This is a genomic window from Streptomyces sp. NPDC025784 (genome assembly GCF_055558435.1).
Window position 1 is genome coordinate 634,867 of sequence record NZ_JBVHMN010000002.1, and the last position, 25,965, is coordinate 660,831.

23 protein-coding genes are annotated in these 25,965 nt (G+C 73.6%); 9 read left to right on the forward strand and 14 right to left on the reverse strand.

Annotated elements, in window-relative coordinates:
* Positions 1 to 9: 9 nt before the first annotated feature.
* The 4 genes from dnaK to ACZ4IF_RS08810 all read right to left on the reverse strand — a co-directional run bounded on the left by dnaK (position 10) and on the right by ACZ4IF_RS08810 (position 5,638).
* Positions 10 to 1,884 carry a molecular chaperone DnaK gene (gene dnaK / locus ACZ4IF_RS08795; protein WP_467560870.1) on the reverse strand — a complete coding sequence of 625 codons (1,875 nt, stop codon included), beginning with the start codon at positions 1,882 to 1,884 and terminating at the stop codon, positions 10 to 12.
* A gap of 197 nt (positions 1,885 to 2,081) precedes the next feature.
* Positions 2,082 to 2,507 carry an OsmC family protein gene (locus tag ACZ4IF_RS08800; RefSeq protein WP_359495259.1) on the reverse strand — a complete coding sequence of 142 codons (426 nt, stop codon included), beginning with the start codon at positions 2,505 to 2,507 and terminating at the stop codon, positions 2,082 to 2,084.
* A 267-nt stretch (positions 2,508 to 2,774) separates the two neighbouring features.
* Positions 2,775 to 4,511, reverse strand: coding sequence for a vWA domain-containing protein (locus ACZ4IF_RS08805; RefSeq protein WP_467561130.1), 1,737 nt, complete (start codon positions 4,509 to 4,511; stop codon positions 2,775 to 2,777).
* A gap of 65 nt (positions 4,512 to 4,576) precedes the next feature.
* Positions 4,577 to 5,638, reverse strand: coding sequence for an ATP-binding protein (locus ACZ4IF_RS08810; protein ID WP_467560872.1), 1,062 nt, complete (start codon positions 5,636 to 5,638; stop codon positions 4,577 to 4,579).
* Between the two features lie 292 nt (positions 5,639 to 5,930).
* On the opposite strand from ACZ4IF_RS08810, the gene ACZ4IF_RS08815 reads away from it, so the two are divergent.
* Entirely contained in the window at positions 5,931 to 7,553 is a 1,623-nt protein-coding gene (locus ACZ4IF_RS08815; RefSeq protein WP_467561132.1) for a DUF6345 domain-containing protein, read from the forward strand.
* Between the two features lie 126 nt (positions 7,554 to 7,679).
* Here ACZ4IF_RS08815 and ACZ4IF_RS08820 read toward each other — a convergent pair whose 3' ends face one another.
* Together ACZ4IF_RS08820 and ACZ4IF_RS08825 are read right to left on the reverse strand one after the other, a co-directional pair.
* Positions 7,680 to 9,755, reverse strand: coding sequence for a phage holin family protein (locus ACZ4IF_RS08820; protein WP_467560874.1), 2,076 nt, complete (start codon positions 9,753 to 9,755; stop codon positions 7,680 to 7,682).
* Positions 9,756 to 9,859: 104 nt separating this feature from the next.
* Entirely contained in the window at positions 9,860 to 10,255 is a 396-nt protein-coding gene (locus tag ACZ4IF_RS08825) for a hypothetical protein (protein WP_028801830.1), read from the reverse strand.
* A 243-nt stretch (positions 10,256 to 10,498) separates the two neighbouring features.
* Here ACZ4IF_RS08825 and ACZ4IF_RS08830 point away from each other — a divergent pair, with 243 nt between their 5' ends.
* Together ACZ4IF_RS08830 and ACZ4IF_RS08835 are read left to right on the forward strand one after the other, a co-directional pair.
* A complete protein-coding gene (locus ACZ4IF_RS08830; protein ID WP_345649113.1) occupies positions 10,499 to 11,272 on the forward strand; it encodes an MBL fold metallo-hydrolase in 774 nt (257 codons plus the stop codon).
* Positions 11,273 to 11,354: 82 nt separating this feature from the next.
* The gene (locus ACZ4IF_RS08835; RefSeq protein WP_467560876.1) at positions 11,355 to 11,978 is read left to right on the forward strand and encodes a DedA family protein; all 624 of its coding nucleotides are present in this window, start codon (positions 11,355 to 11,357) and stop codon (positions 11,976 to 11,978) included.
* Between the two features lie 137 nt (positions 11,979 to 12,115).
* On the opposite strand, the gene ACZ4IF_RS08840 is transcribed toward ACZ4IF_RS08835, so the two are convergent.
* The 4 genes from ACZ4IF_RS08840 to ACZ4IF_RS08855 all read right to left on the reverse strand — a co-directional run bounded on the left by ACZ4IF_RS08840 (position 12,116) and on the right by ACZ4IF_RS08855 (position 16,759).
* Positions 12,116 to 13,303, reverse strand: coding sequence for an MBL fold metallo-hydrolase (locus ACZ4IF_RS08840; RefSeq protein ID WP_467560878.1), 1,188 nt, complete (start codon positions 13,301 to 13,303; stop codon positions 12,116 to 12,118).
* Positions 13,300 to 14,547, reverse strand: a complete 1,248-nt coding sequence (locus tag ACZ4IF_RS08845) for an aminotransferase class I/II-fold pyridoxal phosphate-dependent enzyme (protein WP_467560880.1) — start codon at positions 14,545 to 14,547, stop codon at positions 13,300 to 13,302. Before ACZ4IF_RS08845 ends, ACZ4IF_RS08840 begins: the two co-directional genes overlap by 4 nt.
* Before the next feature lie 130 nt (positions 14,548 to 14,677).
* The gene (locus ACZ4IF_RS08850) at positions 14,678 to 15,838 is read right to left on the reverse strand and encodes a hypothetical protein (RefSeq protein WP_467560882.1); all 1,161 of its coding nucleotides are present in this window, start codon (positions 15,836 to 15,838) and stop codon (positions 14,678 to 14,680) included.
* Positions 15,839 to 16,042: 204 nt separating this feature from the next.
* Complete coding sequence (locus ACZ4IF_RS08855) at positions 16,043 to 16,759, reverse strand: ANTAR domain-containing response regulator (protein WP_467560884.1); 717 nt, start codon at positions 16,757 to 16,759, stop codon at positions 16,043 to 16,045.
* Between the two features lie 126 nt (positions 16,760 to 16,885).
* On the opposite strand from ACZ4IF_RS08855, the gene ACZ4IF_RS08860 reads away from it, so the two are divergent.
* Positions 16,886 to 18,013, forward strand: a complete 1,128-nt coding sequence (locus tag ACZ4IF_RS08860) for a GAF domain-containing protein (RefSeq protein ID WP_467560886.1) — start codon at positions 16,886 to 16,888, stop codon at positions 18,011 to 18,013.
* Positions 18,014 to 18,028: 15 nt separating this feature from the next.
* Here the strand turns inward: ACZ4IF_RS08860 and ACZ4IF_RS08865 are convergent, their stop codons facing one another.
* Positions 18,029 to 18,823, reverse strand: a complete 795-nt coding sequence (locus ACZ4IF_RS08865) for an RNA polymerase sigma factor SigF (RefSeq protein ID WP_359495232.1) — start codon at positions 18,821 to 18,823, stop codon at positions 18,029 to 18,031.
* Between the two features lie 419 nt (positions 18,824 to 19,242).
* Between ACZ4IF_RS08865 and ACZ4IF_RS08870 the strand changes: the two genes are divergently transcribed.
* Together ACZ4IF_RS08870 and ACZ4IF_RS08875 are read left to right on the forward strand one after the other, a co-directional pair.
* A complete protein-coding gene (locus tag ACZ4IF_RS08870; RefSeq protein WP_467560888.1) occupies positions 19,243 to 19,629 on the forward strand; it encodes a DUF2795 domain-containing protein in 387 nt (128 codons plus the stop codon).
* A gap of 93 nt (positions 19,630 to 19,722) precedes the next feature.
* Positions 19,723 to 20,103, forward strand: a complete 381-nt coding sequence (locus ACZ4IF_RS08875; RefSeq protein WP_467560890.1) for a CBS domain-containing protein — start codon at positions 19,723 to 19,725, stop codon at positions 20,101 to 20,103.
* A 63-nt stretch (positions 20,104 to 20,166) separates the two neighbouring features.
* On the opposite strand, the gene ACZ4IF_RS08880 is transcribed toward ACZ4IF_RS08875, so the two are convergent.
* The 3 genes from ACZ4IF_RS08880 to ACZ4IF_RS08890 all read right to left on the reverse strand — a co-directional run bounded on the left by ACZ4IF_RS08880 (position 20,167) and on the right by ACZ4IF_RS08890 (position 22,869).
* Positions 20,167 to 20,784 carry a TIGR03086 family metal-binding protein gene (locus ACZ4IF_RS08880; RefSeq protein ID WP_467560892.1) on the reverse strand — a complete coding sequence of 206 codons (618 nt, stop codon included), beginning with the start codon at positions 20,782 to 20,784 and terminating at the stop codon, positions 20,167 to 20,169.
* Positions 20,781 to 21,023 carry a DUF6158 family protein gene (locus tag ACZ4IF_RS08885; protein ID WP_467560894.1) on the reverse strand — a complete coding sequence of 81 codons (243 nt, stop codon included), beginning with the start codon at positions 21,021 to 21,023 and terminating at the stop codon, positions 20,781 to 20,783. The genes ACZ4IF_RS08880 and ACZ4IF_RS08885 overlap by 4 nt, the downstream gene beginning before the upstream one ends.
* 226 nt (positions 21,024 to 21,249) lie before the next feature.
* Entirely contained in the window at positions 21,250 to 22,869 is a 1,620-nt protein-coding gene (locus tag ACZ4IF_RS08890; protein WP_467560896.1) for an ATP-binding cassette domain-containing protein, read from the reverse strand.
* A 260-nt stretch (positions 22,870 to 23,129) separates the two neighbouring features.
* On the opposite strand from ACZ4IF_RS08890, the gene ACZ4IF_RS08895 reads away from it, so the two are divergent.
* From ACZ4IF_RS08895 to ACZ4IF_RS08905, 3 genes are all read left to right on the forward strand, one after another.
* The gene (locus tag ACZ4IF_RS08895; protein ID WP_467561134.1) at positions 23,130 to 24,647 is read left to right on the forward strand and encodes a phosphatase PAP2 family protein; all 1,518 of its coding nucleotides are present in this window, start codon (positions 23,130 to 23,132) and stop codon (positions 24,645 to 24,647) included.
* A gap of 128 nt (positions 24,648 to 24,775) precedes the next feature.
* Positions 24,776 to 25,597, forward strand: coding sequence for a class I SAM-dependent methyltransferase (locus tag ACZ4IF_RS08900; RefSeq protein ID WP_467560898.1), 822 nt, complete (start codon positions 24,776 to 24,778; stop codon positions 25,595 to 25,597).
* Positions 25,598 to 25,640: 43 nt separating this feature from the next.
* A complete protein-coding gene (locus ACZ4IF_RS08905) occupies positions 25,641 to 25,811 on the forward strand; it encodes a hydrophobic protein (protein WP_345649158.1) in 171 nt (56 codons plus the stop codon).
* Positions 25,812 to 25,965: the final 154 nt, after the last annotated feature.

The window sequence follows — 25,965 nt, forward strand, 5'->3', positions numbered from 1 at the left end:
GGCGGCCCGTCAGGCGGCGCCGCCCTTCGCCTCGCCGTCCCTGGCCTCGTCGACGATCTCCGCGTCCACCACGCCCTCCTCGTCGCCCTGTGCCTGCTCGGTGGGGGGCTCGTCCTGCGCGGGCTGGTTCCGCTGGGCCTGCGCGTACATGGCCTGGCCCATCTGCTGGCTGACGGTGGCCAGCTTCTCGATGCCTTCGCGCAGCACGGCCGTGTCGGTGGAGCCTTCCAGGAGGCTCTTCAGGTCGGCCGCCGCGGCCTGCACCTCCGTCCTGGTGTCCGGCGGAACGCGGTCCTCGTTCTCGCGGAGGAACTTCTCCGTCTGGTAGACGAGCTGCTCGGCCTGGTTGCGGGTCTCCGCCTCCTCCCTGCGCCTGCGGTCGTCCTCGGCGTACTGCTCGGCCTCGCGCATCATGCGGTCGATGTCGTCCTTGGGCAGCGCGGAGCCACCGGTGACGGTCATCTTCTGTTCGCGACCGGTGGCGAGGTCCTTCGCCGAGACGTGCATGATGCCGTTCGCGTCGATGTCGAAGGCGACCTCGATCTGCGGGACCCCGCGCGGCGCGGGCGGCAGCCCGGTGAGGTCGAAGACGCCGAGCTTCTTGTTGTACGCGGCGATCTCCCGCTCGCCCTGGTAGACCTGGATGCCCACCGAGGGCTGGTTGTCCGCGGCAGTCGTGAAGATCTCCGAACGCCTGGTCGGGATCGTCGTGTTCCGCTCGATGAGCTTGGTCATGATGCCGCCCTTGGTCTCGATGCCGAGGGACAGCGGTGTCACGTCGAGCAGCAGCACGTCCTTGACGTCGCCGCGGATCACTCCGGCCTGCAGCGCGGCGCCGACGGCGACGACCTCGTCGGGGTTGACGCCCTTGTGCGGGTCCTTGCCGGTGAGCTCCTTGACCAGGTCGGTGACGGCGGGCATACGGGTGGAGCCGCCGACCAGGATGACGTGGTCGACCGCCGACAGTTTCACGCCCGCGTCCTTGACCGCCTGGTGGAAGGGGGTGCGGCAGCGGTCGAGCAGGTCCGCGGTGAGCTCCTGGAACTGCGCCCGGGTCAGCTTCTCGTCGAGGTGGAGCGGGCCGTCGGCGGTGGCGGTGATGTAGGGCAGGTTGACGGTCGTCTCGGTGGAGCTGGACAGCTCGATCTTGGCCTTCTCGGCGCCCTCGCGCAGCCGCTGGAGCGCCATCTTGTCGTGGCCCAGGTCGATGCCGTGCCCGGCCTTGAAACGCTGGGCGAGGTGTTCCACGATCCGCTGGTCCCAGTCGTCGCCGCCGAGCCGGGTGTCGCCGTTGGTGGCCTTCACCTCGATGACGCCGTCGCCGATCTCCAGGAGCGAGACGTCGAAGGTTCCTCCGCCGAGGTCGAAGACCAGGACGGTCTGCTCCTCGCCCCGGTCCAGCCCGTACGCCAGGGCCGCCGCCGTGGGCTCGTTGATGATGCGCAGGACCTTGAGCCCCGCGATCTCGCCCGCCTCCTTGGTCGCCTGGCGCTGCGCGTCGTCGAAGTAGGCGGGCACCGTGATCACGGCGTCCGTGACGTCCTCGCCGAGATACGCCTCGGCGTCGCGCTTCAGCTTCTGCAGCACCCGCGCGGACAGTTCCTGCGCCCGGTAGCGGGTGCCGTCGACGGAGCCGCTCTCCGGGAAGCGCCAGCTCACGTCGCCCATGTACCGCTTCACGGAGCGTGCCGTGCGCTCCACGTTCGTGACCGCCTGCCGCTTGGCGACCTCGCCGACGAGCACCTCGCCGTTCTTGGCGAAGGCCACCACGGAGGGTGTGGTGCGCGCACCCTCGGCGTTCGCGACCACGGTGGGGTCGCCGCCCTCCAGGACGGCCACCACCGAGTTCGTCGTCCCGAGATCGATCCCGACCGCACGTGTCATGTCCGTCCCCTTCCGCGAACTCTGCCCAATATCCAGCACAAAACTTGAGTGCATGGTTGTCAATGGGACGGATGCCCGCTGCCGGGGGTCGCCGCGACCCGGCAGGACCGCACGGAGCCGCCGCGACGGTACGGCGGCCCGGACACGGCGCTGCCGCGGCCCCCGGAGGGGAACCGCGGCAGCGGTGCGGACGGCTGTCAGGCGAGCTTCGCCGACAGGGTGATCGTCGTGCCGGTCAGCGCCTGACTGACCGGGCAGTTCTTCTTGGCCTCCTCCGCCGCCGCGACGAAGCCGTCGTTGTCGAGGCCGGGCACCGTGCCCTCGACGGTGAGGTGGATGCCGGTGATGCCCTCGCCGGGCTGGAACGTGACGTCGGCGTTGGTGACGAGCTTGGCGGGCGGGTTACCGGCGCCGGCCAGGGCGTGCGACAGCGCCATGGAGAAGCAGCTGGAGTGGGCGGCGGCGATCAGTTCCTCGGGGCTGGTCTTGCCGTTCGCGTCCTGGGCCCGCGACGCCCACGTCACCGGCTGCTGGCCGATGCCGGAGGAGTCGAAGGTGACGACGCCGTTGCCTTCGAGCAGGTTGCCTTCCCACACGGTGTGTGCGGTGCGCGTGGTTGCCACGATGAGTCCTTTCGCGTGTGGTCCCCCTCCCGGGGGCCGTGCCCTCATCCGATCACACCCGGGCCCCGCGCACCCACCGGATACGACGCCGACCTGCCGGACCGTGCAGGTGATTTCTCCGGCGGGGGCGAAGGGCGGCGGTGAGGGGCAGGCCTGTCGGCCCGAGCCGGTCCGGGCCGGTCCGGGCCTGGTCAAGTGCTCGGGGAATCACGGGATTCGGCGGGGGCGTCCCCCCGAGCGGGCACGCCGCGGCCCGTGGCGGACACGTCACCGCACCCGGAAGACCGGCCCGCGCGCGGTGAAGGGGAGCCGTGCGCCCTGCGGGATCAGGTACGCGTGCTCGCGGCGCACCCGCAGCACGTCGCACTCACCGTCCGTGATCACCAGCACGGGTGCGCCCGGCGGGAAGTCGTCGGCTCGGTGCAGCAGGTCGATGCCGGGCTGCAGCACCGTGCCGCCTCGTCCGCGCACGCGGACGCGTCCGGCGATCTCGGTGGCCGGCAGATAGCCCGCGTCGTGCGGCGCGGCGTCGCAGAAGACGACCCGGGCAGCGGGCACGTCACGGGCGTCGGCGTACGAGGCGATCGCGCCCAGGGCCTTGCCGAGCAGCGTGCGGTCCATGGAGCCCGAGGTGTCGAGGACGACGCCGAAGGTGCAGCGGGCGATCTCCTCGGGCGGGAAGTGGCGTCCCGCGCGCGGGATGTCGGGGGTGGACGCCTGGCGGCGGGCCGGACGCGCGTAGCTGCGCACCGGTTCGGGACGGGGCACGAACTCGTCGAACCAGCGGGCCAGTCGGGCGTCCCAGGGCAGCGGGGGGTGGCTGAGCGCGCGGATGTCCTCCACCAGTCCGCCCGGCAGGTAGCCGCGCTCCTGCTGCTGGTGGAGGTCGAGACCCCGGGCGAGTCCCCGGCGGTAGAACTCGTCGAGGTCGACGTAGTCGCGGGGTGCGCCGAGCGGGCCGCCGAGGATGTCGCCCGCGCCCTTGCCGCGCAGGGTGGACAGCCGGCGTGCCCGTCGCAGGTCGCCGGCGATCCGGTCGTAGACCTCCTCGGCGGACAGGTCCTTGAGGTCCGGGTCGTACAGCAGCCCGTCGGGCATCGTGCCGATCTGCATCTCGCACAGCCAGCCGTTGACGACGTAGTCCGCGGCGACGTTGAAGAGGTAGGGGTCGCGGGGGCCGCAGCGGTCACCGTGTCTGAGAGCGGCGTGCAGCATCTCGTGGGCGAGGACGAACCGCCACTCCTCGTCGTCGAACCGACGGAGCGGGTTGATGTAGATCTCGGCGGCCTCCGCGTCGACGGCGGCGACGGAGATGCCGTGGGCGCGGGCGAGTTCGGCGTCGGCGACGAGGGTGATGCCGGCGGCGACCCCGCCGAGCAGCGGGTAGGAGGAGACGAACCAGCTCAGCGCCCGTTCCCAGGGCTGGAGCCGGACCGGTCCGCCGCGCATGGAGGCCCGGCGGCCGCCGGCCATGTCCATGGCCGCGGACACGGTGCGGGTCAGGGCGTGCGCGAAGGCGGTCGGCCAGTCCGGCGGACTGCCGCCGGCCCAGCTGTTCCACGGCACCATCACCTGGTCGGGCTCGCCGCCGGCCGTGCCGCAGTGCTCGTACATGGGCGGGATGCCGTCCCGGCGCCAGCGTGCGGCGAGCTTCTCCTCGTCGCCGTCGGGGTAGGAGGCCGGCAGGTCCTCGGGGGTGAGCCCGATCGGGAACCCGAGCAGGAAGCGGTTGACCACGACACAGCGGGCGGCGAGGGCGCAGCGGTCGGGCTGTTCGCGCTCGCCGGTCGCGGCCGGCACGTGTCCGAAGCCGAGGTGGATGACGGCGTGGGCGACGGCCCAGGCCCAGGCGGCGGGTTCGGCGCGGCGGGTGGGGTGGACGTGCAGGACGCCGTCGGAGTCGACACGCACCAGTCCGTCCCGGGGCGCCCGCGCGCAGCTCTCCTGACGGCAGGTGCTGAATCCGACGGCGGCCAGCGCACGGTTGGCGCGCACCAGCCGCATGCCCTCGGCGAAGGCCTCGGCGGCCGGGTCCGGCTTGTCCTCGGCGTCCTGGGCGTGGCGCCGGCTCACTGCCGCGCCTCGACGAGACGCGGCATGTCCCGGGCCGCCTCCACCAGGAACCACGCGGGCAGGACGGGGTTGCCGTCGGTGTCGCCGGCGATGACGGTCTGGGCGACCTCGACGGAGATCTCGGCGAGCTGGACGAGGAGGGACTTGGCCCGGTAGGCGGTCTGGCGGCCGTTCTCGGAGAGATGCTCCCGGTCGGCGGGCAGTTCCTTGACGAGACGGCCGCGGAAGGACTCGGCGAGGTAGTAGAGCAGGTCGCGGTCCTCGGGACGGTGGGGCCAGCGGGCGTCGCCCTTGACGATCGCCTCGATGCCGAAGCGGCTGCGCACGATCTTGACGTAGCCGCAGAAGGCAACGGCGTGCGCGGGGGTCAGCGTGCCGTGCGCGATCACCTTCAGCGTGGCTTCGTCGAGGGCGGCGCCGAAGGAGTGCAGGGCGTCGGAGAGCATGTGCCAGGAGCGGGGCGTGGAGAAGGGCTCCTCCGTCTTCGGCGGTTTGGACCACAGGTGGTCGGGCCGGTCGGCGAGGTGGTCGAGGACCCAGGGGTGGATGCCGTGGGCGGCGGCCCAGGCGAGCCAGTCCTTCGGCGACGCCTCCAGGTGCACATGGGTGAGGCGGTTGACGAGGGCCGAGGCGATGGGCCGGGCCAGTGCGTTGTCGGTCGCTCGGTTGCCCGCGCCGATCACGATGGAGCCCTTCGGCAGTTCGTAGGTGCCGATGCGGCGGTCCAGGATCAGCGAGTAGAAGGCCTTCTGCACGTCGGGGGTCGCCGCGTTCAGTTCGTCGAGGAACAGGCAGTACGGCTCGTCACGGGCGATCGCCTCGGGCGGGCAGAACACCGAGCGGCCGTCACGGATCTGTGGCACGCCGATGAGGTCCTCGGGGGCCAGCTGGGTACCGAGCAGGCTCACGCACTCCAGACCCAGCGATTCGGCGAACTCCCTTACGAGGGAGGACTTCCCGATGCCGGGCGCGCCCCAGATGAAGACCGGCCGTACGGTCGCGAGACCGAGTAGCAGTTCCGGTATGCGGGCGGGGGTGACGGTGACGGCTGCCTGCACGCGCGGGCTCCTCGGGGTTGTTCGACAGGGGGCCGCAGGTGTGCGGTGTCCGATGCGAACAGTGTGGGCACCGGTGCCCGGCCGTCGCAGCCCATTTTCTCGTGTGCGGGACCGCTCCCCGCCGCTCGCGGGGCCCTTTCCGAAGCGGCGCGTGGGGCGTCGTGACATGCCCGGGGCGCTGCCCCGATGGCCGGTATGCGCGCTGGGCAAACCCCTGCCGCGGTGACATTTTGAGGCCCCCTCGCCCCTCCGGGACCGAGCGCGGCGAGGTGGACCATCAGGGGGTTTGACCATGCGCATGATCTACTCGGACCGTGGTCCGTCACCGCTCGACTCGGGCAAGCCGGGCGCGGTCGGCCGGGATTCGACGTTCGGCTGGTGGGGCGCGTTCAGCATCCAGAAGTTCGTGAACCAGAACCCGCTCTCGCACACGCACGAGGACGCCACCGGGTGGCTCGCCTATCTCCAGCAGTTCTACGACCGCAACTTCTGGTTCGCGGACGGCGGCGCGCAGGTGTGGGCGTACGAGCAGGCGTACGACAACTGGCAGGACCGTTACGGTGTGGACGCCGTCGTCGCCGTCTACCACTCCGGACACGGCGGCATGGACGGCAACGGGGTGTTCTTCGCGCCGCTCGGTGCGGTGTGGGACGGCCGCAGTGACGCCGTGTCCAACAAGATGGCGTTCGGCGACGAGAAGGTGAACTACGTCTTCTGGTCCACCTGCAACTCGGTGCGCGTCCTGGACGGGCACACCCCGATCCGGACCTGGGCGGGCCCCAACCTCGGGTCGCGGATGCTCTTCGGGTTCGAGTCGACGAGCATCGACAGCCCCGACTACGGCCGGAAGTTCTGGGAGAAGTGGCGGGCCGGACAGACCTTCTGCGACGCCTGGCTGAACGCCTCGTGGGACATCTACCACGGGCAGGCCCCGTCGGTCGCGGCCACCGGCCCCACGCAGGCCGAGGCGACGAACCGTCTCAGCTCCGAGCGGAACTTCTTCCGCGAGCACGTCTCCGACGCGTGGTACGCCTGGCGCTGGTACTACGCCCGCAGCAGCCTCCGTGAGGCGGCGACGGTCGTGCCGGAGCGGACCGTGCAGCTCGCGCCGCGCGACCCGAGCGCCGAACTCACCCGGCTCGGCCGGCTGGCGGACTTCCCGCCGGCCGCCCTCCAGGAGGTCCAGGTCGAGCGGCAGGGCGTGCTGAGCGCGAACTCCGGCGACCGGTACGTGGCGACGGCACCGCTCGCCGCGCGCTGGGTGAGGCTCGCGGAGGCCAACCACCGCAACACCGAGCAGCTGGACACCGGCCGGGCGGTGGATCTGGCGCGCGCCTTCGCCGAACAGCACGCGGAAGGCGCCGAGCTGGTCGTGGAGTCCGTGCACGACCTGTGGCAGAACTCCGGCACCAAGGACGGCTCGCGGCTCGGTGAACCCGTCTCACTGGAAACGCATGTGACGTTCCGTCAGGCCTTCGACGGGATCCCGGTGATCACGCCGGGCCGGGGCGAGATCCGGGTGGCTCTGGACAACGACGGGACCGTGGTGCAGGCCCACCTGTCGACGCGTGAGGCCGCGGGCTCGACGCGCACGCCCAGTTCGGTGGTGGCCCCGCCGTCCGGCGAGGGGCCGCGGGCCGCGGTGGCGCCGCTCCCCCGTGACCCGGCCGAGTCGCTGGCCGCGGCCCAGCTCAGGCTGGTCGAGCACCTCGCCGTGGTGGGCTCGGACGCACAGCGCCCGGCCGACGACGTACGCAGTCGGCTGGAGATCCGCGACGTGCCGGGCACCTCGCAGGTGGGCTACGAGATCGAGGGCAACGAGGCGTTCCCGGCGGCCCGCAAGCTCATCGAGATCGGGCAGGCGGACAGCATGTTCAGGACGCGGCGCTGGGTGGTCGCACCGCTGGCGCGCTGACGGGGCGGAGGACGCCTCGCGGGCCCGGCCGGACGGTGCGCGCGACACCGCACTCCGGCGGCCGGGCCGTCAGACTGCACGCTCCTGGCGGCCGGGCCGTCAGACTGCACGCTCCTTCGGGGCGCGTCAGGCGGCACGCTCCTTCGGGGGCGCCGCCAGCGGCACCTGAGGGCCGTCGCACTCGCGCAGCCACCGTCTCAGCACCTGGTGCACCTGCTCAGCGCCGACGAGTTCGCCGCCGTCCCCGACCGGCGCGGACAGCGTGACCGGCGACAGCAGGAAAGGCCGCCCCTGGGCCCCGCCGAGTCCGCCGTGCGAGCCGATCTGCTCCTCGAAGGCCAGCACCTCGCCCTCCTCGGGGTCGTACCAGGAGTTGACCATGATGTCGGCGGTGTGCGGGAACGAGTGCGTGCGCCGTACGGCGTCGGCCGCGCCCGGCCCGAAGTCGGCCAGCGGACCGGGGTGTTCGTCGTCCAGCTCGTCCAACGGCACCTCCGCGCCGTTCGCGGCGAGGACCAGCGCGCCGTACTCCTCGCTGCGCACCAGCACGAAGCCGACGCCGGGATGGTTGGCCAGCGTGGACAGCAGCGCGGGATGACGGCGGTCGATCTCCTCCCGGCTCATCCGGTGCGGCACGTCCGGGAAGGCGACCAGGCCGAGATTTCCGGAGGCCAGCACGATGGGCTCGGACCGGCGCCGCGCGGGCCGGTGCCGCTCGCCGCCTTCCTCGACGGGCCGGCGCAGCGCGGCCCGTACGGCGGCCCGCGCCTCGGCGCCGCTGTGCGTACGCTGCGCCTTGCGCGGCACGGGCAGCCCGCAGCCGGCGCGGACCAGGTTGCCGAGACTGAGGCCGTAGCGGGTCAGGAAGGTCTCGCCGGGGCTCTGGCCGTGGTCGGACAGCAGCACGATCCGGTAGGGCCGGGGGGCGTGCTCGGCGACCTTCGCGATCAGCGCGAGCGAGCGGTCCAGCCGCTCCAGCACCTTCTCGGCGTCCCGGCCGCGCGGCCCGGAGTGGTGCGCCACCTCGTCGTAGGCGACCAGGTCCGCGTAGACGGCGTTGCGGCCCGCCAGCATGTCGCCGATCACCGCGGCGACGACGACGTCCCGCTCGACGACGGTCGCGAAGGCGCGGACGACGGGGTAGAGCCCGCCGCGCTTGACGCGCGGCCGCCGCTTCTTCGCCCGGGCCCGGGTGGACTCGCCTATCTCCCGGAAGACCTCGGCGACGAACGACATGGCGGTCCGTACTGCGTTGGCGGGGTCGGAGAAGTAGGCGAAGTACCCCGCCCGCGAGCGGTTCTCCCGGCCTCGGCGCGCGGCCACGGACAGGACGAGGGCGAGTTGGTCGGCGCCGCCGCTGAACAGGTTGCCGCGGCTCGCGCCGTCGACCGTGAGCAGCCCTCCGTCGCCGGTGTGCTCCACGGCCCGGCGCTGGAGTTCGGCCGCGCTGGTGGGCCGGTTGCAGACCATGACCTCCTGGCTGTCCTTCTCGTACCACCGGAAGGCCGGGATGTCGTGGTTGCTGCCGTGCAGGATGCCGAGCTGACTGGCGCCGGTCTGGCTGGACCAGTCGGTGCGCCAGGGCGTGAGCCGGTGGGTGGGGCGGTCGCCGCCGAGCCACCCCGCGACGGTCGGCATCAGGCCCTTCCCGGCGGCCTGCACGAGGAGGTCGTGTCCGACTCCGTCGAGCTGCACGAAGACGGCACCGGGAGTCGAGGGCCCGGCCCGCCCGTCGCCCCGGCGGCGGCGCCGGTCGGCGAGCCGGTACAGCCGGCGCCGGTACGCGTCGTCGTCCCGTACGGCCAGGGCACCGCCCGTGGCGGAGGCGACGGCGGACATCACGGCGGCGACGACCACCGCGGTCTCCGGGGCGACCTCACCCTGCCCGGAGGGGCTGATCCGCAGGGCGAGCAGCAGCAGCGACCCGTTGAGGAAGAACACGAGCAGGCCGACCACGAGGGCGGGCACCAGCAGCAGGGCCCGCACCAGCAGCGGCCACACCAGCGACGACAGCAGACCGAAGACGCCCGCTCCGGCCGCGGCGGTGACGGCGATCTGCGTGGCGCTGTCGCCGTCGTCCGACTGGAGCTGGAAGTCGGGCAGCAGACCGGCGAGGACGAGCATCGTCGCCGTGGACGCGGCCCAGACGGTGATGCTGCGCCACACTCCGCTGAGGAACCGCCGCCAACGTCCTCCACCCACGCCCAGTCCACCTCGCCTCGCGGCCCGCCCGTCCGCGAGGCCTGCACCCACCCTGTCACACCGGCGGCACCGGGCCACGGGCCGTTCGCCGCGCGGGAGGCACGTCAGCGGCCGTCGTAGCCCGCCGTCGGCATCGACAGACGGCGGTGGATCCGGGCCTTCATCTGGGCGTCGTACGAGGGTTCGGCGCAGCCGACGGTCTCCACGCGCACCCCGCGGCGCACGCACTCGGCGGTGAACTCGTCGACGGAGACGAGAGCGCGCTCCAGGACCCGGCGGCTCGGTGCGACGAACAGGTCGACGAGACCCGCCTCGACGTCCTCCCACAGAGTGCGGTGATCGGTACGCAGACCGCCCACGAGCAGTTCCCGCGTGACCACGTAGCCCCGCTCGGCGGCCCAGCGGGCACAGATCGCGTGCTGGCTGCGGGAGTCGACCAGGAACGGGTCCGCTTCGAGCTCCTCGAGAGGGATCAGGCTGGCGATCGCCGTGACCCGCAGCGCCCGTGAGCGGTCCCGGTCGAGCGGGTGGTCCGGCGTGTGCGGGCCGTGGGCACCGCCCGGTCCGAGCGGACGGTCCGGCGCGTGCGGGCCGGGGCCGCCGTGCTCCTGCGGGAACCGGCCGGCGTGCGGGACCGAGGCACCGCGCGCGTCTCCCATGGCGTCCCCCTCACCTCCGGGTTTCGCCGCCGACCCTACTCCTGCCCGTAGGCTCGGGGGGAGTCGCGCGAAGGAGGCAAAGAAGTGCCGGTGGAGATCACCTGGTGGGGGCATGCCACCTGCACGCTGGAGGACTCCGGGACACGCGTGCTCACCGACCCGCTCTTCGCGCGCCGGCTCGCGCACCTGCGGCGCAGGCGCGGGGCGCCGCCCCCGCCCGAGGCCGCGGTCGCCGACGTGGCGCTCGTCTCCCATCTGCACGCCGACCATCTGCATCTGCCGTCGCTCGCGCTGCTCGCGCCCGGCACCCGGCTGCTCGTGCCCGAGGGCGCGCCGCGCGCGGTGCCCGGGCTGCGCCGGCTGCGTCATCTGCTGCTCACGGAGGTGGCGCCCGGCGACCGGATCCAGGTCGGTGACCTGGTCGTACGGGCCGTCCCGGCACGGCACGACGGACGCAGGCTCCCGGTCGGACCGCACCGCTCCCCCGCCCTCGGATACGTGATCGAGGGTGAGGCACGTACGTACTTCGCCGGGGACACCGGCCTGTTCCCGTCGATGGCGGAGGAGGTCGGACCGGTCGACGTGGCGCTGCTGCCGGTGGGCGGCTGGGGACCGTACCTCGGTGAGGGCCACCTCGACGCGGGGCGGGCCGCGCAGGCGCTCGCCCGGTTGTCGCCGCGCAGCGCGGTGCCGGTGCACTACGGCACGTACTGGCCGATCGGGATGGATGCCGTGCGCCCCCATGAATTCCATGCGCCGGGCGAGGAGTTCGTGCGCCTCGCCGCCGAACACGCGCCCCTGGTCTCGGTGCACCGGCTCGGTCACGGCGAGAGCGTCCGGCCGGAGGTCGCACGGTGACGGCGGTGACCGTGACGGCGCTGTCCCGGGGCGCGGTGCGCCGCCCGGGGCGCGGCGACGGCGCACGACCGGGGGCCGCTCGGTGATATCCCTGTCCGCCGCGGCCACCAGCGTGTCGCCCGAATCCACCCAGCAGGCCATCGGGTACCCCACGCTGTTCCTGCTCGTCCTGGTCGGCGCGCTCGTCCCGGTGGTGCCGACGGGAGCGCTGGTGAGTTCGGCGGCCGTGGTGGCCTTCCACCAGACGGCGCCGTTCGCGCTGCTGATGGTGTTCGCCGTCGCGTCGCTCGCGGCCTTCCTCGGGGACGTCGCGCTGTACTGGCTCGGCCAGCGCGGCATGCGGTCCAAGAACGGTTCCCGATGGCTGGCGACGCTGCGCGACCGCGCCCCCGAGGAACGCCTCGGCCAGGCGCAGGAGAAGCTGAACGACCACGGCATCGCCGTCCTCGTGGTGTCCCGTCTCGTCCCGGCGGGCCGCATCCCGGTGATGCTGGCCTGTCTGCTCGCCAAGATGCCGCTGCGCACCTTCGCCCGCGGCGACGTGCCCGCCTGCCTGGCCTGGGCGGTGACGTACCAGCTCATCGGCATACTCGGCGGTTCGCTGTTCAGCGAGCCGTGGGAGGGCGTGGTCGCGGCGGTCGCGGTGACGCTGGCGATCAGTGCCGCGCCGAGCCTGTGGCGCAGGGTGCGGAAGCCGGCCACGTAGGCCGGGGCCCCGCTTCCGCGGGGTCGGCGAGCGCTTCCGCGGGGGCGGAACCGGGCCCGGCGGCCGCGAGCGCGCACGGGCCCGGTGGCCGGGACGCGCAGGAGGCCCGCCGTCCGCACGGGCGCGGGCCCGGTGGCTCAGTCGGGGACGCGGGAGGCCTCGAGCACACGTGAGGCCCCGACCGGCAGGTCCCACAGGTCCTCCCGGGGCAGCCCTTCCTCCTCCCAGGCCGCCCGCACCCGCGTCAGCGGCTCCAGGACGGGCTCGGCGGACAGGACGAACGTGCCCCAGTGCATGGGCGCCATGCGGCGGGCGCCGAGATCCACCGCCGCGCGGACCGCCTCCTCGGGGTCGCAGTGCACGTCGCTGAGCCACCAGCGGGGGTCGTACGCCCCGATGGGCAGGAGGGCCAGATCGATGTCCGGGTAGCGGTCGCCGATCCGGGAGAACCAGTGGCCGTAACCGGTGTCCCCGGCGAAGTACACGCGCCGGCCGTCGGGCGCGGTCAGGACCCAGCCGCCCCACAGCGTGCGGCAGGTGTCCGCGAGGCTGCGCTTGGACCAGTGGTGCGCGGGGACGAAGTCGAAGCGGACTCCGCGCAGTTCGGCCGCCTCCCACCAGTCGAGCTCGGTGACCTGGCCGAACCGGCGGCGCCTGAACCAGCCGCCGAGCCCGGCCGGTACGAACACGGGGGTCTCGCGCGGGAGCCGGCGCAAGGTCCGCGCGTCCAGATGGTCGTAGTGGTTGTGGCTGATCACCACCGCGTCGATCCGCGGCAGCGCGCTCCAGGCCACGCCGACCGGGGTGATCCGGGCCGGGGTGCCGAGGATCTTCCGCGACCACACCGGGTCGGTGAGGACGGTGAGCCCGCCGATCCGCACCACCCAGCTCGCGTGCCCCGCCCAGGAGACGGCGACCGTGCGGGCGTCGACGCGGGGCAGCGGCCCCGGCTCGAAGGGCAGTCGCGGGATGTCGGCCAGCCCCGCGGTCCCGGGGCGCAGCGCCCCCTCGCGCGCGAACCGGGCGAGGGCCCTCAGCCCCGGCAGCGGCGCGGTCAGCCGGTCCGCGAAGGACCGTGGCCACAGCCGCTTCTCGCCCAGCGGGCGGGGCTCGGCGAGGGGACGGGGGCCGGCGACATGACCGGGGGTGGCAGCGGGACGGGGATCGGCGGGAGGACGGGCGTCGACGAGGGGGCCGGCCTCGGCCGGCGCGGCGTGGGGAAGGGGTGAGGAGAGGTGCCCGGCCGCCGCCGGGCTCGCACAGGACGCGGGATCGTCGGCGTCCTCGGTGGTCGTGCTCGTGGTCGACTCGGACTGCTGCGTCATCGAGGAGGCTCCCATCGCTGAGCGTCGTCGCGGAGATCGTCGAAGGCCGACCCCAACAGGGTCAACGACCGTTGCACATGCGGCAGTTCCAACGGCGAGGGGGCGGTGAGGCATTCCTCCCGCTCCTCGTCCGTGGTGCCGAGCAGCGGCCCTGTGCCCAGGCGGACGCGCAGCGCGGCGAGGTCGTCGCCGAACCGGTGGCCGCCCGGCGCGGGCATCCCGAGCCGGGCGGTGAGGAAGTCCTCCAGGTCCTGGGCGTCGCCCACACCGTGCGCGCCGAGCGCGGTGCGGAACGGACCGAGGTCCACGTACAGGTGTCTGCCCGCCTGCGGGGGCCGTGCGAGCGCGCCCGCGCCGACCACCGCGCGGTGCGCGGCACGCGCCACGTCCGCGTGCAGGCGTACGGAGGCCGCGAGCCGCTCCGTGACCGCCTCCGGCTCGCCGAGCGCGTACGCGGCCGCCGCGGCGACCGGTTCCGCGACGCGCGCGCCGAGCACGGTGAGTACGTCGAGGACCTGAGAACGCAGCCGCGCCCCCGGGTCGTCGGCGGGGAACCGGGCGACGGCGGCCGGCCAGCCCTGCGGCAGGAACGGACCCGCGAGGTCGGTGAGGACGGTGACCCGGCCGGGCAGCATCTCGGCCGGGCTGAGCAGCACGGTGTCGTGCGCCCGGTGCAGGGTGTCGCGCCACGTCTCGTCGCTGACGACGTGCAGCCCCTCGCCCGCCGCCGCCTCCACGGTCTCGTGCACCAGTTCGGGCGGTGCGACGGTGGCGGTGGGGTCGTCGGCCACCGAGAGGACGACCAGGCGCGGATCGCCGCCCTCCGCGCGGATCCTGCGGACGGTCTCCAGGAGGGCGTACGGGTCCGGGACGCCGCCGCACTCGGCGGGTGTCGCCACATGGAAGACGGACCGTCCCAGCAGGCGAGCCTGCGGCTCCCACCACGCGGCGCAGGGACGCGGCACCAGGACGTCGCCGCCGAGCGCGCCGGTCAGGGCGAGGAGCAGCGCGGGAGCGCCGGGCGCGGCGGCCACCAGATCGGCCGTCGCGGGCAGTCCGCGGCGGTTCCAGTAGCCGCAGGCGGCCGCGAGGAGTTGGGGTCCGCCGCCGCAGGGCTCGGCGCCGGCCGGGCCGGCGGCGGCGGCCAGCACGGAGCCGAGGGCGGGCAGCACGGGCAGGCCCTGACCGGGCAGGGGCGGGCCGTAGCGGACCGGCCCGTGGTCTTCCGGATCCGTCCGCCGCATGAGTGCCTCCGCGCAGTCCGTGGTGCCGTGCCCTGTCCGGGTTCCCGTCCCGGCACGGCCCTCGGCCGTCTCCGTACCCACGGTGCCACCGCCCCATGGGCACCCGGCCGGGCCGGGCCCCGCCGCGGTGTCAGCGCCCCCAGGTCCTGCGCCGGCGGCGCAGGCGGTGCACCGCCGCTCCCACGGCCCCCGCGATGAGGACGCTCCCGCAGATCAGGGCCGGGACGGAATCGGTGAAGGTGCCGCCCGAACCGGCGTCCACCCCGCCCTGGACGGCCGCGGCGCCGTACTCGTCGGTGGTGCCGTGTCCCCCTCCGGTGCCGTCCTCCCCGGTCTTCCCGTGGTCCTCGCTGCCGCCCTCGTCCTCGCCCGTCCCGTGTTCCCCGCCGGTGCCCCGGGCCACGGAGTAGGAGGCGCTCCAGGGCTTCGACCGGCCGCCGGCCGCGGCAGGGCAGGCACCGTCGACGCCCCACTGGGAGTCGGCGTCGGAGGCGCTGTCCCCCGTCGGGATACGCGCCGTACCGCGGTACGAGACGGCCGTGGCGCCACCGGGATCGGCCGCACCGGCCGTGCCTCCGGGGTCCGTCGGGCCGGACGTGCCGCCGGGATCCGTCACGCCGTTCGTACCGCCGGGATCCGTCAGAGCGGACGTGCCTCCTGGGTCGGTCAGGCCCGTCCCGGTACCCGGGTCCGTCAGTCCCGCCGCGCCGTCCGGGTCCGTCAGACCCGCCGAACCGTCGGGATCGGTCAGTCCCGCCGAACCGTCAGGATCCGTCAGACCCGCCGAACCGTCAGGATCCGTCGGACCCGCCGAACCGTCAGGATCCGTCAGACCCGCCGAACCGTCAGGATCCGTCAGACCCGCCGCGCCTCCCGGATCCGTGAGACCCGCCGCGCCTCCCGGATCCGTGAGACCCGCCGCGCCACCGGGGTCCGTGACACCTGGTGTGCGCGGCGCCTGCGCCGGACCGGGCACGCCACCCGGATCCGTGGCGCCCGACGTCCTTCCCGCACCCGTCTCGCTCTGCGGACCCCCCGCTCCGGTCGCGCCCTCCTGGACACGGTGCAGCTGGATCTTGCCCTCCTCGAACCCCTTCGAGGTGGCGTCGATGGACTCCGGCGGGGCACCGGTGAGCTCGTCGCAGGTCACGGAGACGGTCACGGTGCCGCCGGGTTCCACGGACCCCGGGCTGACCTTCGCGTCCGGATCCGCGGACGCGGCCGACGCGGAGGCACCCAAGGCGGCACCGGCCAGGGCGAGGGCGGACAGGGCACGGGCGGTGCGACGCATGGATGGGGCTCCTTCGGCAGGCCGGTTTCCCGAGGAGCACGGCCGTCGCGCTCCTCGGGCCCATCACAGCCCGCCCCGCTGCGAGGCGCGCGCGGCCGGACACCATTCGCGGGAAAACGGGCGCCCGAGCGGGTGACACCGCACGGCCCGCCCGGTGTCCGCCCACGCCGCGCGGGACGACCGCCGGCCGGCGCCCACGGCCGCTCAGCCGGACAGGGAGAGCAGCTCCCGCTCCAGCCCGCGGCCGCGTCTGTCCACGACCGCGCAGGCGACGTCGGCGAGTTTCCGGTTGGTGCCCTGCGAGATCCGGCGCAGCACCGCGAAGGCCCGGTCCGGGTCGCAGCCGAGGACGTGCATGACGATGCCGCAGGCCTGGTCGACTACGGGCCGGGAGCGCAGCGCCGTGCCCAGCTGGTCCAGTTCGGTGAGGGCGGCACGGTAGGAGAGGTCGCGGACCAGGCAGCTCGCGGCGAGGTCGCCGAGCGCGCGGGCGGGGCCGTGCGGGGCGTCCTTCAGGGCGCCGGGCCGGAAGCTGTAGAGGCTGAGGGTGACGGTCAGCCCGGACCGCCGGAAGGGGATGGTGACGCTGGAGCGGACGCCCGAGTCGAGGGCCGTCGCCCGGTACTCCGGCCAGCGCTCCTCGACGAGCAGGTCGGCCGAGTCGACGGGTGCGCCGCCTTCCACGGCGGCCGGGATCGGTCCGTCGCCGGACCGCAGTTGCACCGAGACGAGGCCGGCGAGATCGGGGTGGGTCACCGCGGCGGGGCGCTCCGCGCCACCGCTGGACACCGTGCTGCTCGCGCCGCAGCAGTCGACGGTGCAGCGCGCGGCCTGCTCGGCGAGTTCCGACAGTCGACGCCCCGGATGGGCCGAGTCGGGTGACTCCGCGCCCAGAGTGCCGAGTTGACCGTTCTCCGGCATGATCGCCCCCTCCGCTCCTTCCGCTCCTCTCCCTCGGCGCCTTCCCGTTCACCTGCGCGGAAAACGGGCCCTGCGGGTTCTCCCCCCGGCCCACCCGGAACGGCGGGTCCGGGTTACGTTCGTCGCATGGCGGAGACGGACGAATTCGGTGAACAATTCGCGGATTTCGTGCGCCGCGTCGCGGAGTTGAAGGCGGCGCGGTCCGTGCCGGCCGGCGACCTGCCGACCGTGCTGGAGGCGGCGCTCTTCGAACTCGACCATGTGGTGGACCGGTTGTGGCCGTGGTTCCAGCGGCTGTCCTCGGACGGCGTGACCGCCATGGCCTCGGTGGACCGTCAGGAGCAGCAACTCCTCAAGGCGCTCTTCCAGCGGGTGCCGGTGCCCGTCGCGCTCATGGACCGCGAGACGGTGGTGCGCCGACTGAACTTCGCCGCGACCGCGTTCACCGGCGTCCGCTCCGGTTACGCGACGGGCCGGCCGCTGACCGGGTTCCTGGCGCACGCCGACCGGGCCGCGTTCCGTTCGCAGGCGGCGGCGGTGGCGCGCGGCGAGGGCGACCGCAGCCTCACCGTGCACCTCCAGCAGGAGCCGTCGGTGCCGGTGCGGGCGACGCTCACCGCGCTGCGCCCCGGCGGGGAGCCCCGGACCGCCGTGCTCGTCGTGCTGCAGCCCGCGGACGGCCTGGCGCCGTCGGGGCGGGGCGTGCCGGGCCCCGCGGTGCCGAGTCTGTCCGAGACCACCCGGCGGGCGGCGCTGATGGACCTGGTGGACGCCATGGCCACGGCACTGCTGAGTCTGCCCGGCGAGGGCGCCGCACCGGCCCTCGAACGCGCGGCAGGAGTGCTGCACGGACGGTTCGCGGACTGGGTGGTGGCCGACACGGGCGCCGCACTCCTGACCCGCACGGCGGTCCTGGGGCCGGCGGAGTGCGCCGAGGAGGTGGCGGCCCTGGCCGGGCAGGATCCCGCCGCGTGCCCCCTCGTGGTCGAGGCGGCGCGCGGCGGTTCGACGGCACTTCAGGTGCGGCCCGAGGACCCGGAGGCCTTCGGCCGTGACGCCTCCGGCGCGCCGGTCCTCGTACGCGCGAACGTGACGTCGTTGCTGTGCGTGCCGCTGACCGGCGCGTCGGGGACCGTGCACGGGGTGCTGACGCTGTTCAGGAGCGGGACCGGGCCGGCGTTCTCGATGGCGGAGGCACAGGCCGTGGACATGATGTCGCGTCACATAGCCCTGGCCATGGCGCGGTTGAACTGACCGGAGGCCCGCGAGCTACGCCGCGTCACGCATGACCTGGTCGCGCAGTCGGTCGCAGCAGCGGCTGATCAGCCGGGAGACGTGCATCTGGGAGATGCCGAGTTCGTCGGCGATGCGGCTCTGGGTCATGTCGCCGAAGAACCGCATGTAGAGGATGGTGCGTTCACGTTCGGGCAGGGCCTGGATACGGGGCTTGACGGCCTCGCGGTCGACGACGGTGTCGAGCGCCGGGTCGGCCGAGCCGAGCGTGTCGCTGAGCGAGTAGCCGTCGTCGCTGCCGGGCAGTTCGGCGTCCAGGGAGAGCGCGGTGAAGCTCTCCAGGGCCTCCATGCCGGTCCGGACGTCGTCCTCGCTCATCCTGGCGTGCTCGGCGATCTCGGCGACGGTGGGCCTGCGCCCCGGCACGGTCTGCGCGAGGTCCTGGCAGGCGAAACGTACCCGGTTGCGCAGGTCCTGGACCCGGCGCGGCACGTGCAGCGTCCACATGTGGTCCCGGAAGTGGCGCTTGATCTCGCCGGTGATGGTCGGCACGGCGTAGCTCTCGAAGGCGTTGCCCAGTTCGGGGTCGTAGCGGTCGACGGCCTTGACCAGGCCGAGAGCGGCGACCTGGCGCAGGTCCTCGTAGCTCTCGCCCCGGCTGCGGAAGCGGCCCGCGAGCCGTTCGGCCATGGGCAGCCAGGCCTCGACGATCCTCTCGCGGAGCAGGTCGTGCTCCGGGCCCGGGGGGAGCCCGGCGAGTTCGCGGAAGGCCCCGACGGTGTCGGGGGCGTCGTCGTGCGGATGGTGCGTCGCGCTCGCTTTGGTTCGCATGATGCGTCGCAACTCCCTCGGGGGGTGCCTTGAGTTGGACAGTCACCGTGGGAGCGCGCCCGTGCGCCGGACGGGTACACCCGTGGCGCGGTTCGCCGCTCCCACGGACGTGCCTCCTGTCCGAAGCACTGGGGCTGCGTCTGCCCCGCGGCATGCGGGACAAACGCCAGGCCCCACGAGGGACTCGCTCCCGGCCCCCCAGGGGACTCGCTCCCCGCCCCGCAAGGAACTCGCTCCCGGCCGCACGTGGGACGAAGGTCCTGCGGCACGCGGAGCGGACTCCCCCCTCCGCCGCGAGCGCGGCCGAACGGGCCGCTGACCAGGCCGATGTACCCGCGCGTGGACGGGCGTGCGTACGCACGTGTCGAGCGCGGGGCGACGGGTACGCGCTCACCACCCCCGAACCTCTGGAGGGACAGATGCAGCGAGGCAGTGACCGCTTGAGCGTCCACCGGGACGAGGAGATGAAGCACGAACTGCGGGACGTGCTCAGGTCCGGACACCCGACCCGGACCGACGAGTGGCACGATCCCGAGCCCGTCGCCGACGACGACCCGCCGATCACGGTCGGCCCCGTCGTGCCGAACCGGGCACCCGGCTCCCTGGAGACGCTCCGGCTGGAGCTCGCGCGGTTCCTGGGCCGGACGTCGTTCCCGGCCGGTCCCCGCGAGCTGATCGGCGTACTGCGCGGCAAGCACGCACCCGACAGCCTCGTCGAGGCGCTGGAACTGCTGCCGCTCGAGGAGCGCTACGGCACCGTCCACGAACTGGCCGAATCGGTCGTGGAAGCCGTCCGGGCGCGTTAGCGAGGGCATGGCCGCCGGGACCGGGGGTACTGCGGGTGGCATCGTCCATCACCCGGACACCCCCGGTCCGGGACGGCAGGAAGGCCGGCAGACATGGCAGTTTTCGTCAGGGACGTCATGACGCCGGGCGTCGTCGCGGTCCGCCCGGACGCCTCGCTGGTGGAGGCGGCCCAGCTGATGCGCGCCCAGGACGTCGGTGACGTCCTGGTGGCCGATCACGAACTCGTCGGGATCCTCACCGACCGCGACATCACCGTGCGCGCCGTGGCCGACGGCGCCGACCCGCTCACGGTGAGCGCGCGGGCCGTGTGCACACCGCATCCCGTGGTGGTCGGCCCGGACGACGCCCTGGTGACCGCGGTGGCGCTGATGCGCGACCACGAGGTACGACGGCTGCCGGTGGTCGAGGACGGACGCCCGGTGGGCATCGTCGCCCTCGGCGACCTCGCCGCGGCGCTCGACCAGGACGTCTAGACAGCGAAGGCCGCCCCGGGCGGATACGCGTCCGTGGGCGCGGCGCCGGGAGCCTCGGGAGGCTCAGGGCCGGCGCCCCAGCAGGCACAGCAGCTTCGTCTGTTCGTCCGCGCCGGGCGGCGGCTGCACCGGCTCGGCGAACAGTCCGTTCTCCGCCAACCGCGCGACGTACGGGGCCACTTCACGCATGGTGAGGGCGACGAGGTCGGCGGGGAGCTGCTCGTCCGCGCCGATCGCGCGGGACAGGTCCCAGGCGTGCACGACGAGGTCGGCGGTCATCTGCGCGCAGTAGGCATCGGCGCCGGTGTCGCCGTACGAGAGGTGGACCGTGCGGTCGAGGGCGCGCGGCGCGCCGAACGCCTCACGGGCGGCGTGGGCCGCCGTCTCCCAGGACGCGGCGGGGTCGGAACCGAGCATGTCACCGTCGAAGGTGTCGCCGATCGCCTCCACGGTGGCGCCGTACCGCACCAGCGCGGGCACCCACAGCTGCTCGGAGACGAGATGGTTGACCAGGTCGCGCACCGTCCACTCCGTGCAGGGCGTGCCCGCCTCCCACTGGTCCGGGCGGACCTGGCGGACTCGGTCGCCGAACAGGTCCAGGGCCTGCGCGTGCCGTGCCAGCAGCGGATCCGGGCCCGGTGTGGCGAGCGGTCCGGTCCTGTGTTCCGTCGTGGGAGTCATACGGCTCCGGCCCCTCCGGGCGTCCGCTCGCGGGCGCCGTCGCGTGTGCGGCCCGCGACGACCCGGCGGCGCGGATGGCGGCGCAGGTACTCGCCCTCCAGCTGCGCCATGCGTTCGTTGTGGACGCGCAGGGCGTCGTTCGAACCGTGCAGGAGCGTGTCATGGCGCGTGCGATGGATCGTCTCCAGCTCCTTCATCAGCTGCTGGTCGTCCAGACGGCCCGGGTCGACTCCGGTCATGGTGGTACCCCGCTCGTCGTGTCCTACGGTGCGGTCCGGGTACCGGCCCGGCGAGCATGGTCCGAGCGGCATCCGGGAGGGGCCAAGGAGCTCGCCTTCCTCCCTCCACCTTACGAAGATCCGCGGCCCTCGGCCTCCGTGTGCGCCGAAGGAGCGGCGCGCCGGAGGCCGGGACGAGCCCGGGCAGGAGGCCCGGCCGAGCTCCGCACGGCCCTGGATCAGCGGCTCACCTGGCACGCTCCACGCGGCGCTCGTCCCACACCGGCTCCTGCGTCTCCCGTACCCGCCCGTCGGACCCGAAGACCAGATAGCGGTCGAAGGAGCGGGCGAACCAGCGGTCGTGAGTGACCGCGAGGACCGTGCCCTCGTACGCCTCCAGCCCCTCCTGGAGGGCCTCCGCGGACTCCAGGTCGAGGTTGTCGGTCGGCTCGTCGAGCAGCAGGGCGGTGGAACCCTCCAGTTCCAGGAGCAGGATCTGGAAGCGTGCCTGCTGGCCGCCGGAGAGTCGCTCGAAGCGCTGCTCGGCCTGCGCGGTCAGCTCGTAGCGGCGCAGCCGGGACATCGCGGCGCCGCGGTCCTGGGAGTGCTCGGTCCACAGGATGTCGAGCAGGGTGCGGCCCTCCAGCTCCGGGTGGGCGTGCGTCTGTGCGAAGTGACCGGGCACCACGCGGGCGCCGAGCTTCCACTCGCCGGTGTGGGCGACGGTGTCGCCGGCGAGCAGGCGCAGGAAGTGCGACTTGCCGGAGCCGTTCGAGCCGAGGACGGCCACCCGTTCGCCGTAGAAGACCTCCAGGTCGAAGGGGTGCATGAGTCCGGTGAGCTCCAGGCCCTTGCAGGTGACGGCCCGCACGCCGGTACGTCCGCCGTGCAACCGCATCCGGATGTCCTGTTCGCGCGGCGGCTCCGGAGGCGGTCCGGCCTCCTCGAACTTCCGCAGCCGGGTCTGCGCGGCCTGGTAGCGGGACGCCAGCTCATGGCTGATGGACGCGGCCTGACGCAGGTTCAGTACGAGCTTCTTGAGCTGGGCGTGCTTCTCGTCCCAGCGGCGGCGCAGCTCCTCGAAGCGCGCGAACCGCTCCCGGCGCGCGTCGTGGTAGGTCTCGAAGCCGCCGCCGTGCACCCAGGCGTCGGCTCCGGTGGGGCTGGGCTCCACGCTCACGATCTTCTCGGCCGCGCGGGCCAGCAGTTCCCGGTCGTGCGACACGAAGAGGACGGTCTTGCGGGTCTCCTTGAGGCGTTCCTCCAGCCAGCGCTTGCCGGGGACGTCGAGGTAGTTGTCCGGCTCGTCGAGCAGGAGCACCTCGTCGGTGCCGCGCAGCAGGGCCTCCAGCACCAGACGCTTCTGCTCACCGCCGGAAAGGGTCCGCACCAGACGCCACTGCGCCTTCTCGTACGGCACGCCGAGCGCCGCGGTGGTGCACATGTCCCAGAGGGTCTCCGACTCGTATCCGCGCACCTCGGCCCAGTCGGCGAGCGCCTGCGCGTAGCGGAGCTGGGCGGCCTCGTCGTCGACGGTCATGATCGCGTGCTCGGCGGCGTCGACGGCCCCGGCCGCCTCGCGGATCCGTGGCGGTGCCACCGACACCAGCAGGTCCCGTACGGTCGTCTCGTCCCGCACGGAGCCGACGAACTGGCGCATCACGCCCAGCCCGCCCCCGACGGTGACGGTCCCCCCGTGCGGTTTGAGCTCTCCCGAGATCAGCCGCAGCAGGGTCGTCTTGCCGGCCCCGTTGGGCCCGACCAGGGCGACGACGGCCCCTTCTCCCACCCGGAACGACACATCGCCGAGCAGCGCCCTCCCGTCGGGCAGGTAGTACTCAAGGTGCGCGGCTTCGAGGTGTCCCATGAGGAGGCATTCTCGGTGGACCCGGTACCGCGGGGCAAACGTGTATTCGGCGCGACGCCGGACATCGCGGGAGGTCGGGGCGTCGCGGGATGTGCGAGGGCGCCGGAGGACGTCGCGGGAGGCCCGGACGCGCCGGGTGCCCGAGGGCGTCGGAAGACGTCGCGCGACGCCCTGGCGCACGGGGCCGGGGGTGCCGTCGGACGTCCTGGGAGGCCGGGGGCGAGAAATCGCCGGTCCGGGGTATGCGCAGTGCCATGACCCTGACCCCAGACGTCGACCTCACGCTCCGCCCCCCGGGCCGCCACGTCCTGCGGGACCGCCTGCTCTCCATGGACTCCGGCCTCTTCGAAGCGGTCGCGGCGCGCCACTGGCCGGGCGGCGACCGTGTGCTGCCCCGTCTGAGCCGCAGTGCGAACCACGGTGTGCTGTGGTTCGCCACGGCCGCGGCGATCGCCGCGAGCCGCACCCCGAGGGCCCGCCGGGCCGCCGTCCGGGGCCTGGCCTCGCTCACTCTCGCCTCCGCGGCCATCAACACGATCGGGAAGCGGTCGGTGCGCCGTTCCCGTCCCGCCCTGGACCCCGTCCCGCTGGTGCGGCAGCTGAAGCGCCAGCCGATCACCACGTCGTTCCCGTCGGGGCACGCCGCCTCGGCCGCGGCCTTCGCGACGGGCGTCGCCCTGGAGTCCCGCGGGTGGGGCGCGGCCGTGGCGCCGGTGGCCACGGCCGTCGCGCTGTCCCGCGTCTACACCGGCGTCCACTTCCCGAGCGACGTACTGGTGGGCGCGGCCCTGGGCGTGGGCGCCGCGTACGCCGTACGGGCCCTCGTCCCGACCCGTGACCGGGGCCGCCCGGCCGGGCGGCCCCGCGTGGACGCGCCCGCGCTGCCCGAGGGCGAGGGCCTGGTCATGGTGGCGAACACGGGTGCGGGCACGCCGGAACGGGTCCGGGCCCTGGCCGACGTGCTGCCGCGGGCGGAGGTCGTCGAGTGCGAACCGGCCGACGTCGGGGCCGAACTGGAGAAGGCGGCGGCGCGCGCACGGGTGCTCGGCGTGTGCGGCGGTGACGGCACCGTGAACGCCGCGGCGGAGGTGGCGCTGCGCCACGGCCTGCCGCTCGCCGTCCTGCCGGGCGGCACCCTCAACCACTTCGCGCTCGACCTCGGCGTGGAGGGCGAGCGCGATCTGAGCCGTGCCCTCCAGCGGGGCGAGGCGGTGCGGGTGGACGTGGGCCGCTTCTCGGCGGGCCGCACGGGGGGCATCTTCCTCAACACGTTCAGCCTGGGCGTCTACCCGGAACTGGTGCGGGAGCGGGAGCGCTGGTCGCCGCGGATCGGTGGCTGGCCCGCCGGACTGCTCGGCGCGGTACGCGTCCTGCGCGCGGACCGCCACCCGCTGCACGCCGAACTCGGCGGCCGCAAGCACCCGTTGTGGCTGCTGTTCGCGGGCAACGGCACGTATCACCGGATGGGCCTCGCGCCGGCCCGGCGTTTCGACCTGGCGGACGGCAAGCTGGACGTGCGGGTCGTGCACGGCGGACGCCACCCCGCGATACGTCTGCTCGCCGCGGCCTTCGCGGGACCGCTGACCCGCTCCCCCGCGCACGCCGCCGTCCGGGTGCGGAACCTGCGCATCGACGGCATCGCCCCCGGCACGCTCCTCGCCCACGACGGCGAAGTCACCGAGGTGGACGGCCCGGTGACCTTGCGGAAGACGCCCGAGGCACTGACCGTCTACTGCCCGCTCCCCTTCGACGACCAGGACACCGGCCGCACCGCGTGAACACAGGGTCGTCCACATAGCAAGATGCAGGTCTCATCATTCGACATGAGCGCGTACGGTGATGCCAACGCCTCGCGGGGTGCGCACGCGGCCCCGCGAGGTCCCGTACGACGCGAAGGGGAACGGTCATGTCGAAGTCACGGGAGACCGCCGTCTACACGCACGGCCACCACGAGTCGGTGCTGCGTTCGCACACCTGGCGCACCGCCGCCAACTCGGCGGCCTACCTGCTCGGCTCACTGAAGCCCCACATGAAGATCCTGGACATCGGATGCGGTCCGGGCACCATCACCGCCGACCTGGCCGCTCTGGTCCCCGACGGGCACGTCACCGGCGTGGACCACGCGCCGGGCATCCTGGACCAGGCCCGCGACCTGGCCGCCGAACGCGGTCTGGACAACGTCGAGTTCGACGTCGCCGACGTGCACGCGCTGAAGTACCCGGACGACACGTTCTGCGTGGTCCACGCCCACCAGGTGCTGCAGCACGTCGGCGATCCGGTCCAGGCGCTGCGCGAGATGCACCGGGTCACCAAGCCGGGCGGCTTCATCGCGGTCCGCGACTCGGACTACTCGGCCATGACCTGGTATCCGCTGTCGCCGGGCATGGACGACTGGCTGGACCTGTACCTGCGGGTCGCCCGCGCCAACGGGGGCGAGCCGGACGCCGGACGCCGTCTCAAGTCGTGGGCACTGGCCGCCGGCGTCCGGGACGTCACGGCCTCGTCGAGCACCTGGACCTTCGCCACCGAGGACGAGCGGTCGTGGTGGAGCGGGCTGTGGGCGGACCGCACGGTGGCCTCGGCATACGCGGAGCGGGCCACACAGGCCGGTCACGCGACGGTGGAACAGCTGCGGGCGGTGGCGGACGCCTGGCGGGAGTGGGGGCGTCAGGAGGACGGCTGGTTCTCGGTCCTGCACGGAGAAATTCTCTGCCGCAAGCAGGCCTGATTCTCCGGTTCCGGGAAACTCGGACGTGCAGGAGGTCAACACTATGGTTCCCATCCTGCTGGTACTGCTGCTGGTCCTGATTCTCTTCGGTGCCGGTTTCGCGGTGAAACTTCTCTGGTGGATAGCGCTGGCGGTGCTCGTCCTGTGGCTGCTCGGATTCCTGGTGCGCGGCACGAATGCCGGCGGCGGCAGGGGCCGGTGGTACAGGTGGTAGCCATCCCGGTCTGATTCCGGGAGTGTTCGGAGTTCAGGGAGAGCGACAGCGGCGGGGGGGGGGGGGGGGGGGGGGCGGGCCCGGGCGGGGGGGGGGGGGGGGGGCGCGGGGGGCCCAGCCAGCACTCGGGGGGGGCGGGGATGTGGGGGGTGGT

Coding starts and splice junctions, on each gene's coding strand:
- ACZ4IF_RS08885 (WP_467560894.1), bottom strand. CDS start 21,023: ATGACCGGAGTCGACCCGGGCCGTCTGGACGACCAGCAGCTGATGAAG.
- ACZ4IF_RS08840 (WP_467560878.1), bottom strand. CDS start 13,303: ATGACGCAGCAGTCCGAGTCGACCACGAGCACGACCACCGAGGACGCC.
- ACZ4IF_RS08805 (WP_467561130.1), bottom strand. CDS start 4,511: ATGCGGCTGGTGCGCGCCAACCGTGCGCTGGCCGCCGTCGGATTCAGC.
- dnaK (WP_467560870.1), bottom strand. CDS start 1,884: ATGACACGTGCGGTCGGGATCGATCTCGGGACGACGAACTCGGTGGTG.
- ACZ4IF_RS08900 (WP_467560898.1), top strand. CDS start 24,776: ATGTCGAAGTCACGGGAGACCGCCGTCTACACGCACGGCCACCACGAG.
- ACZ4IF_RS08845 (WP_467560880.1), bottom strand. CDS start 14,547: ATGCGGCGGACGGATCCGGAAGACCACGGGCCGGTCCGCTACGGCCCG.
- ACZ4IF_RS08815 (WP_467561132.1), top strand. CDS start 5,931: ATGCGCATGATCTACTCGGACCGTGGTCCGTCACCGCTCGACTCGGGC.
- ACZ4IF_RS08850 (WP_467560882.1), bottom strand. CDS start 15,838: ATGCGTCGCACCGCCCGTGCCCTGTCCGCCCTCGCCCTGGCCGGTGCC.
- ACZ4IF_RS08905 (WP_345649158.1), top strand. CDS start 25,641: ATGGTTCCCATCCTGCTGGTACTGCTGCTGGTCCTGATTCTCTTCGGT.
- ACZ4IF_RS08865 (WP_359495232.1), bottom strand. CDS start 18,823: ATGCGAACCAAAGCGAGCGCGACGCACCATCCGCACGACGACGCCCCC.
- ACZ4IF_RS08880 (WP_467560892.1), bottom strand. CDS start 20,784: ATGACTCCCACGACGGAACACAGGACCGGACCGCTCGCCACACCGGGC.
- ACZ4IF_RS08855 (WP_467560884.1), bottom strand. CDS start 16,759: ATGCCGGAGAACGGTCAACTCGGCACTCTGGGCGCGGAGTCACCCGAC.
- ACZ4IF_RS08890 (WP_467560896.1), bottom strand. CDS start 22,869: ATGGGACACCTCGAAGCCGCGCACCTTGAGTACTACCTGCCCGACGGG.
- ACZ4IF_RS08870 (WP_467560888.1), top strand. CDS start 19,243: ATGCAGCGAGGCAGTGACCGCTTGAGCGTCCACCGGGACGAGGAGATG.
- ACZ4IF_RS08875 (WP_467560890.1), top strand. CDS start 19,723: ATGGCAGTTTTCGTCAGGGACGTCATGACGCCGGGCGTCGTCGCGGTC.
- ACZ4IF_RS08860 (WP_467560886.1), top strand. CDS start 16,886: ATGGCGGAGACGGACGAATTCGGTGAACAATTCGCGGATTTCGTGCGC.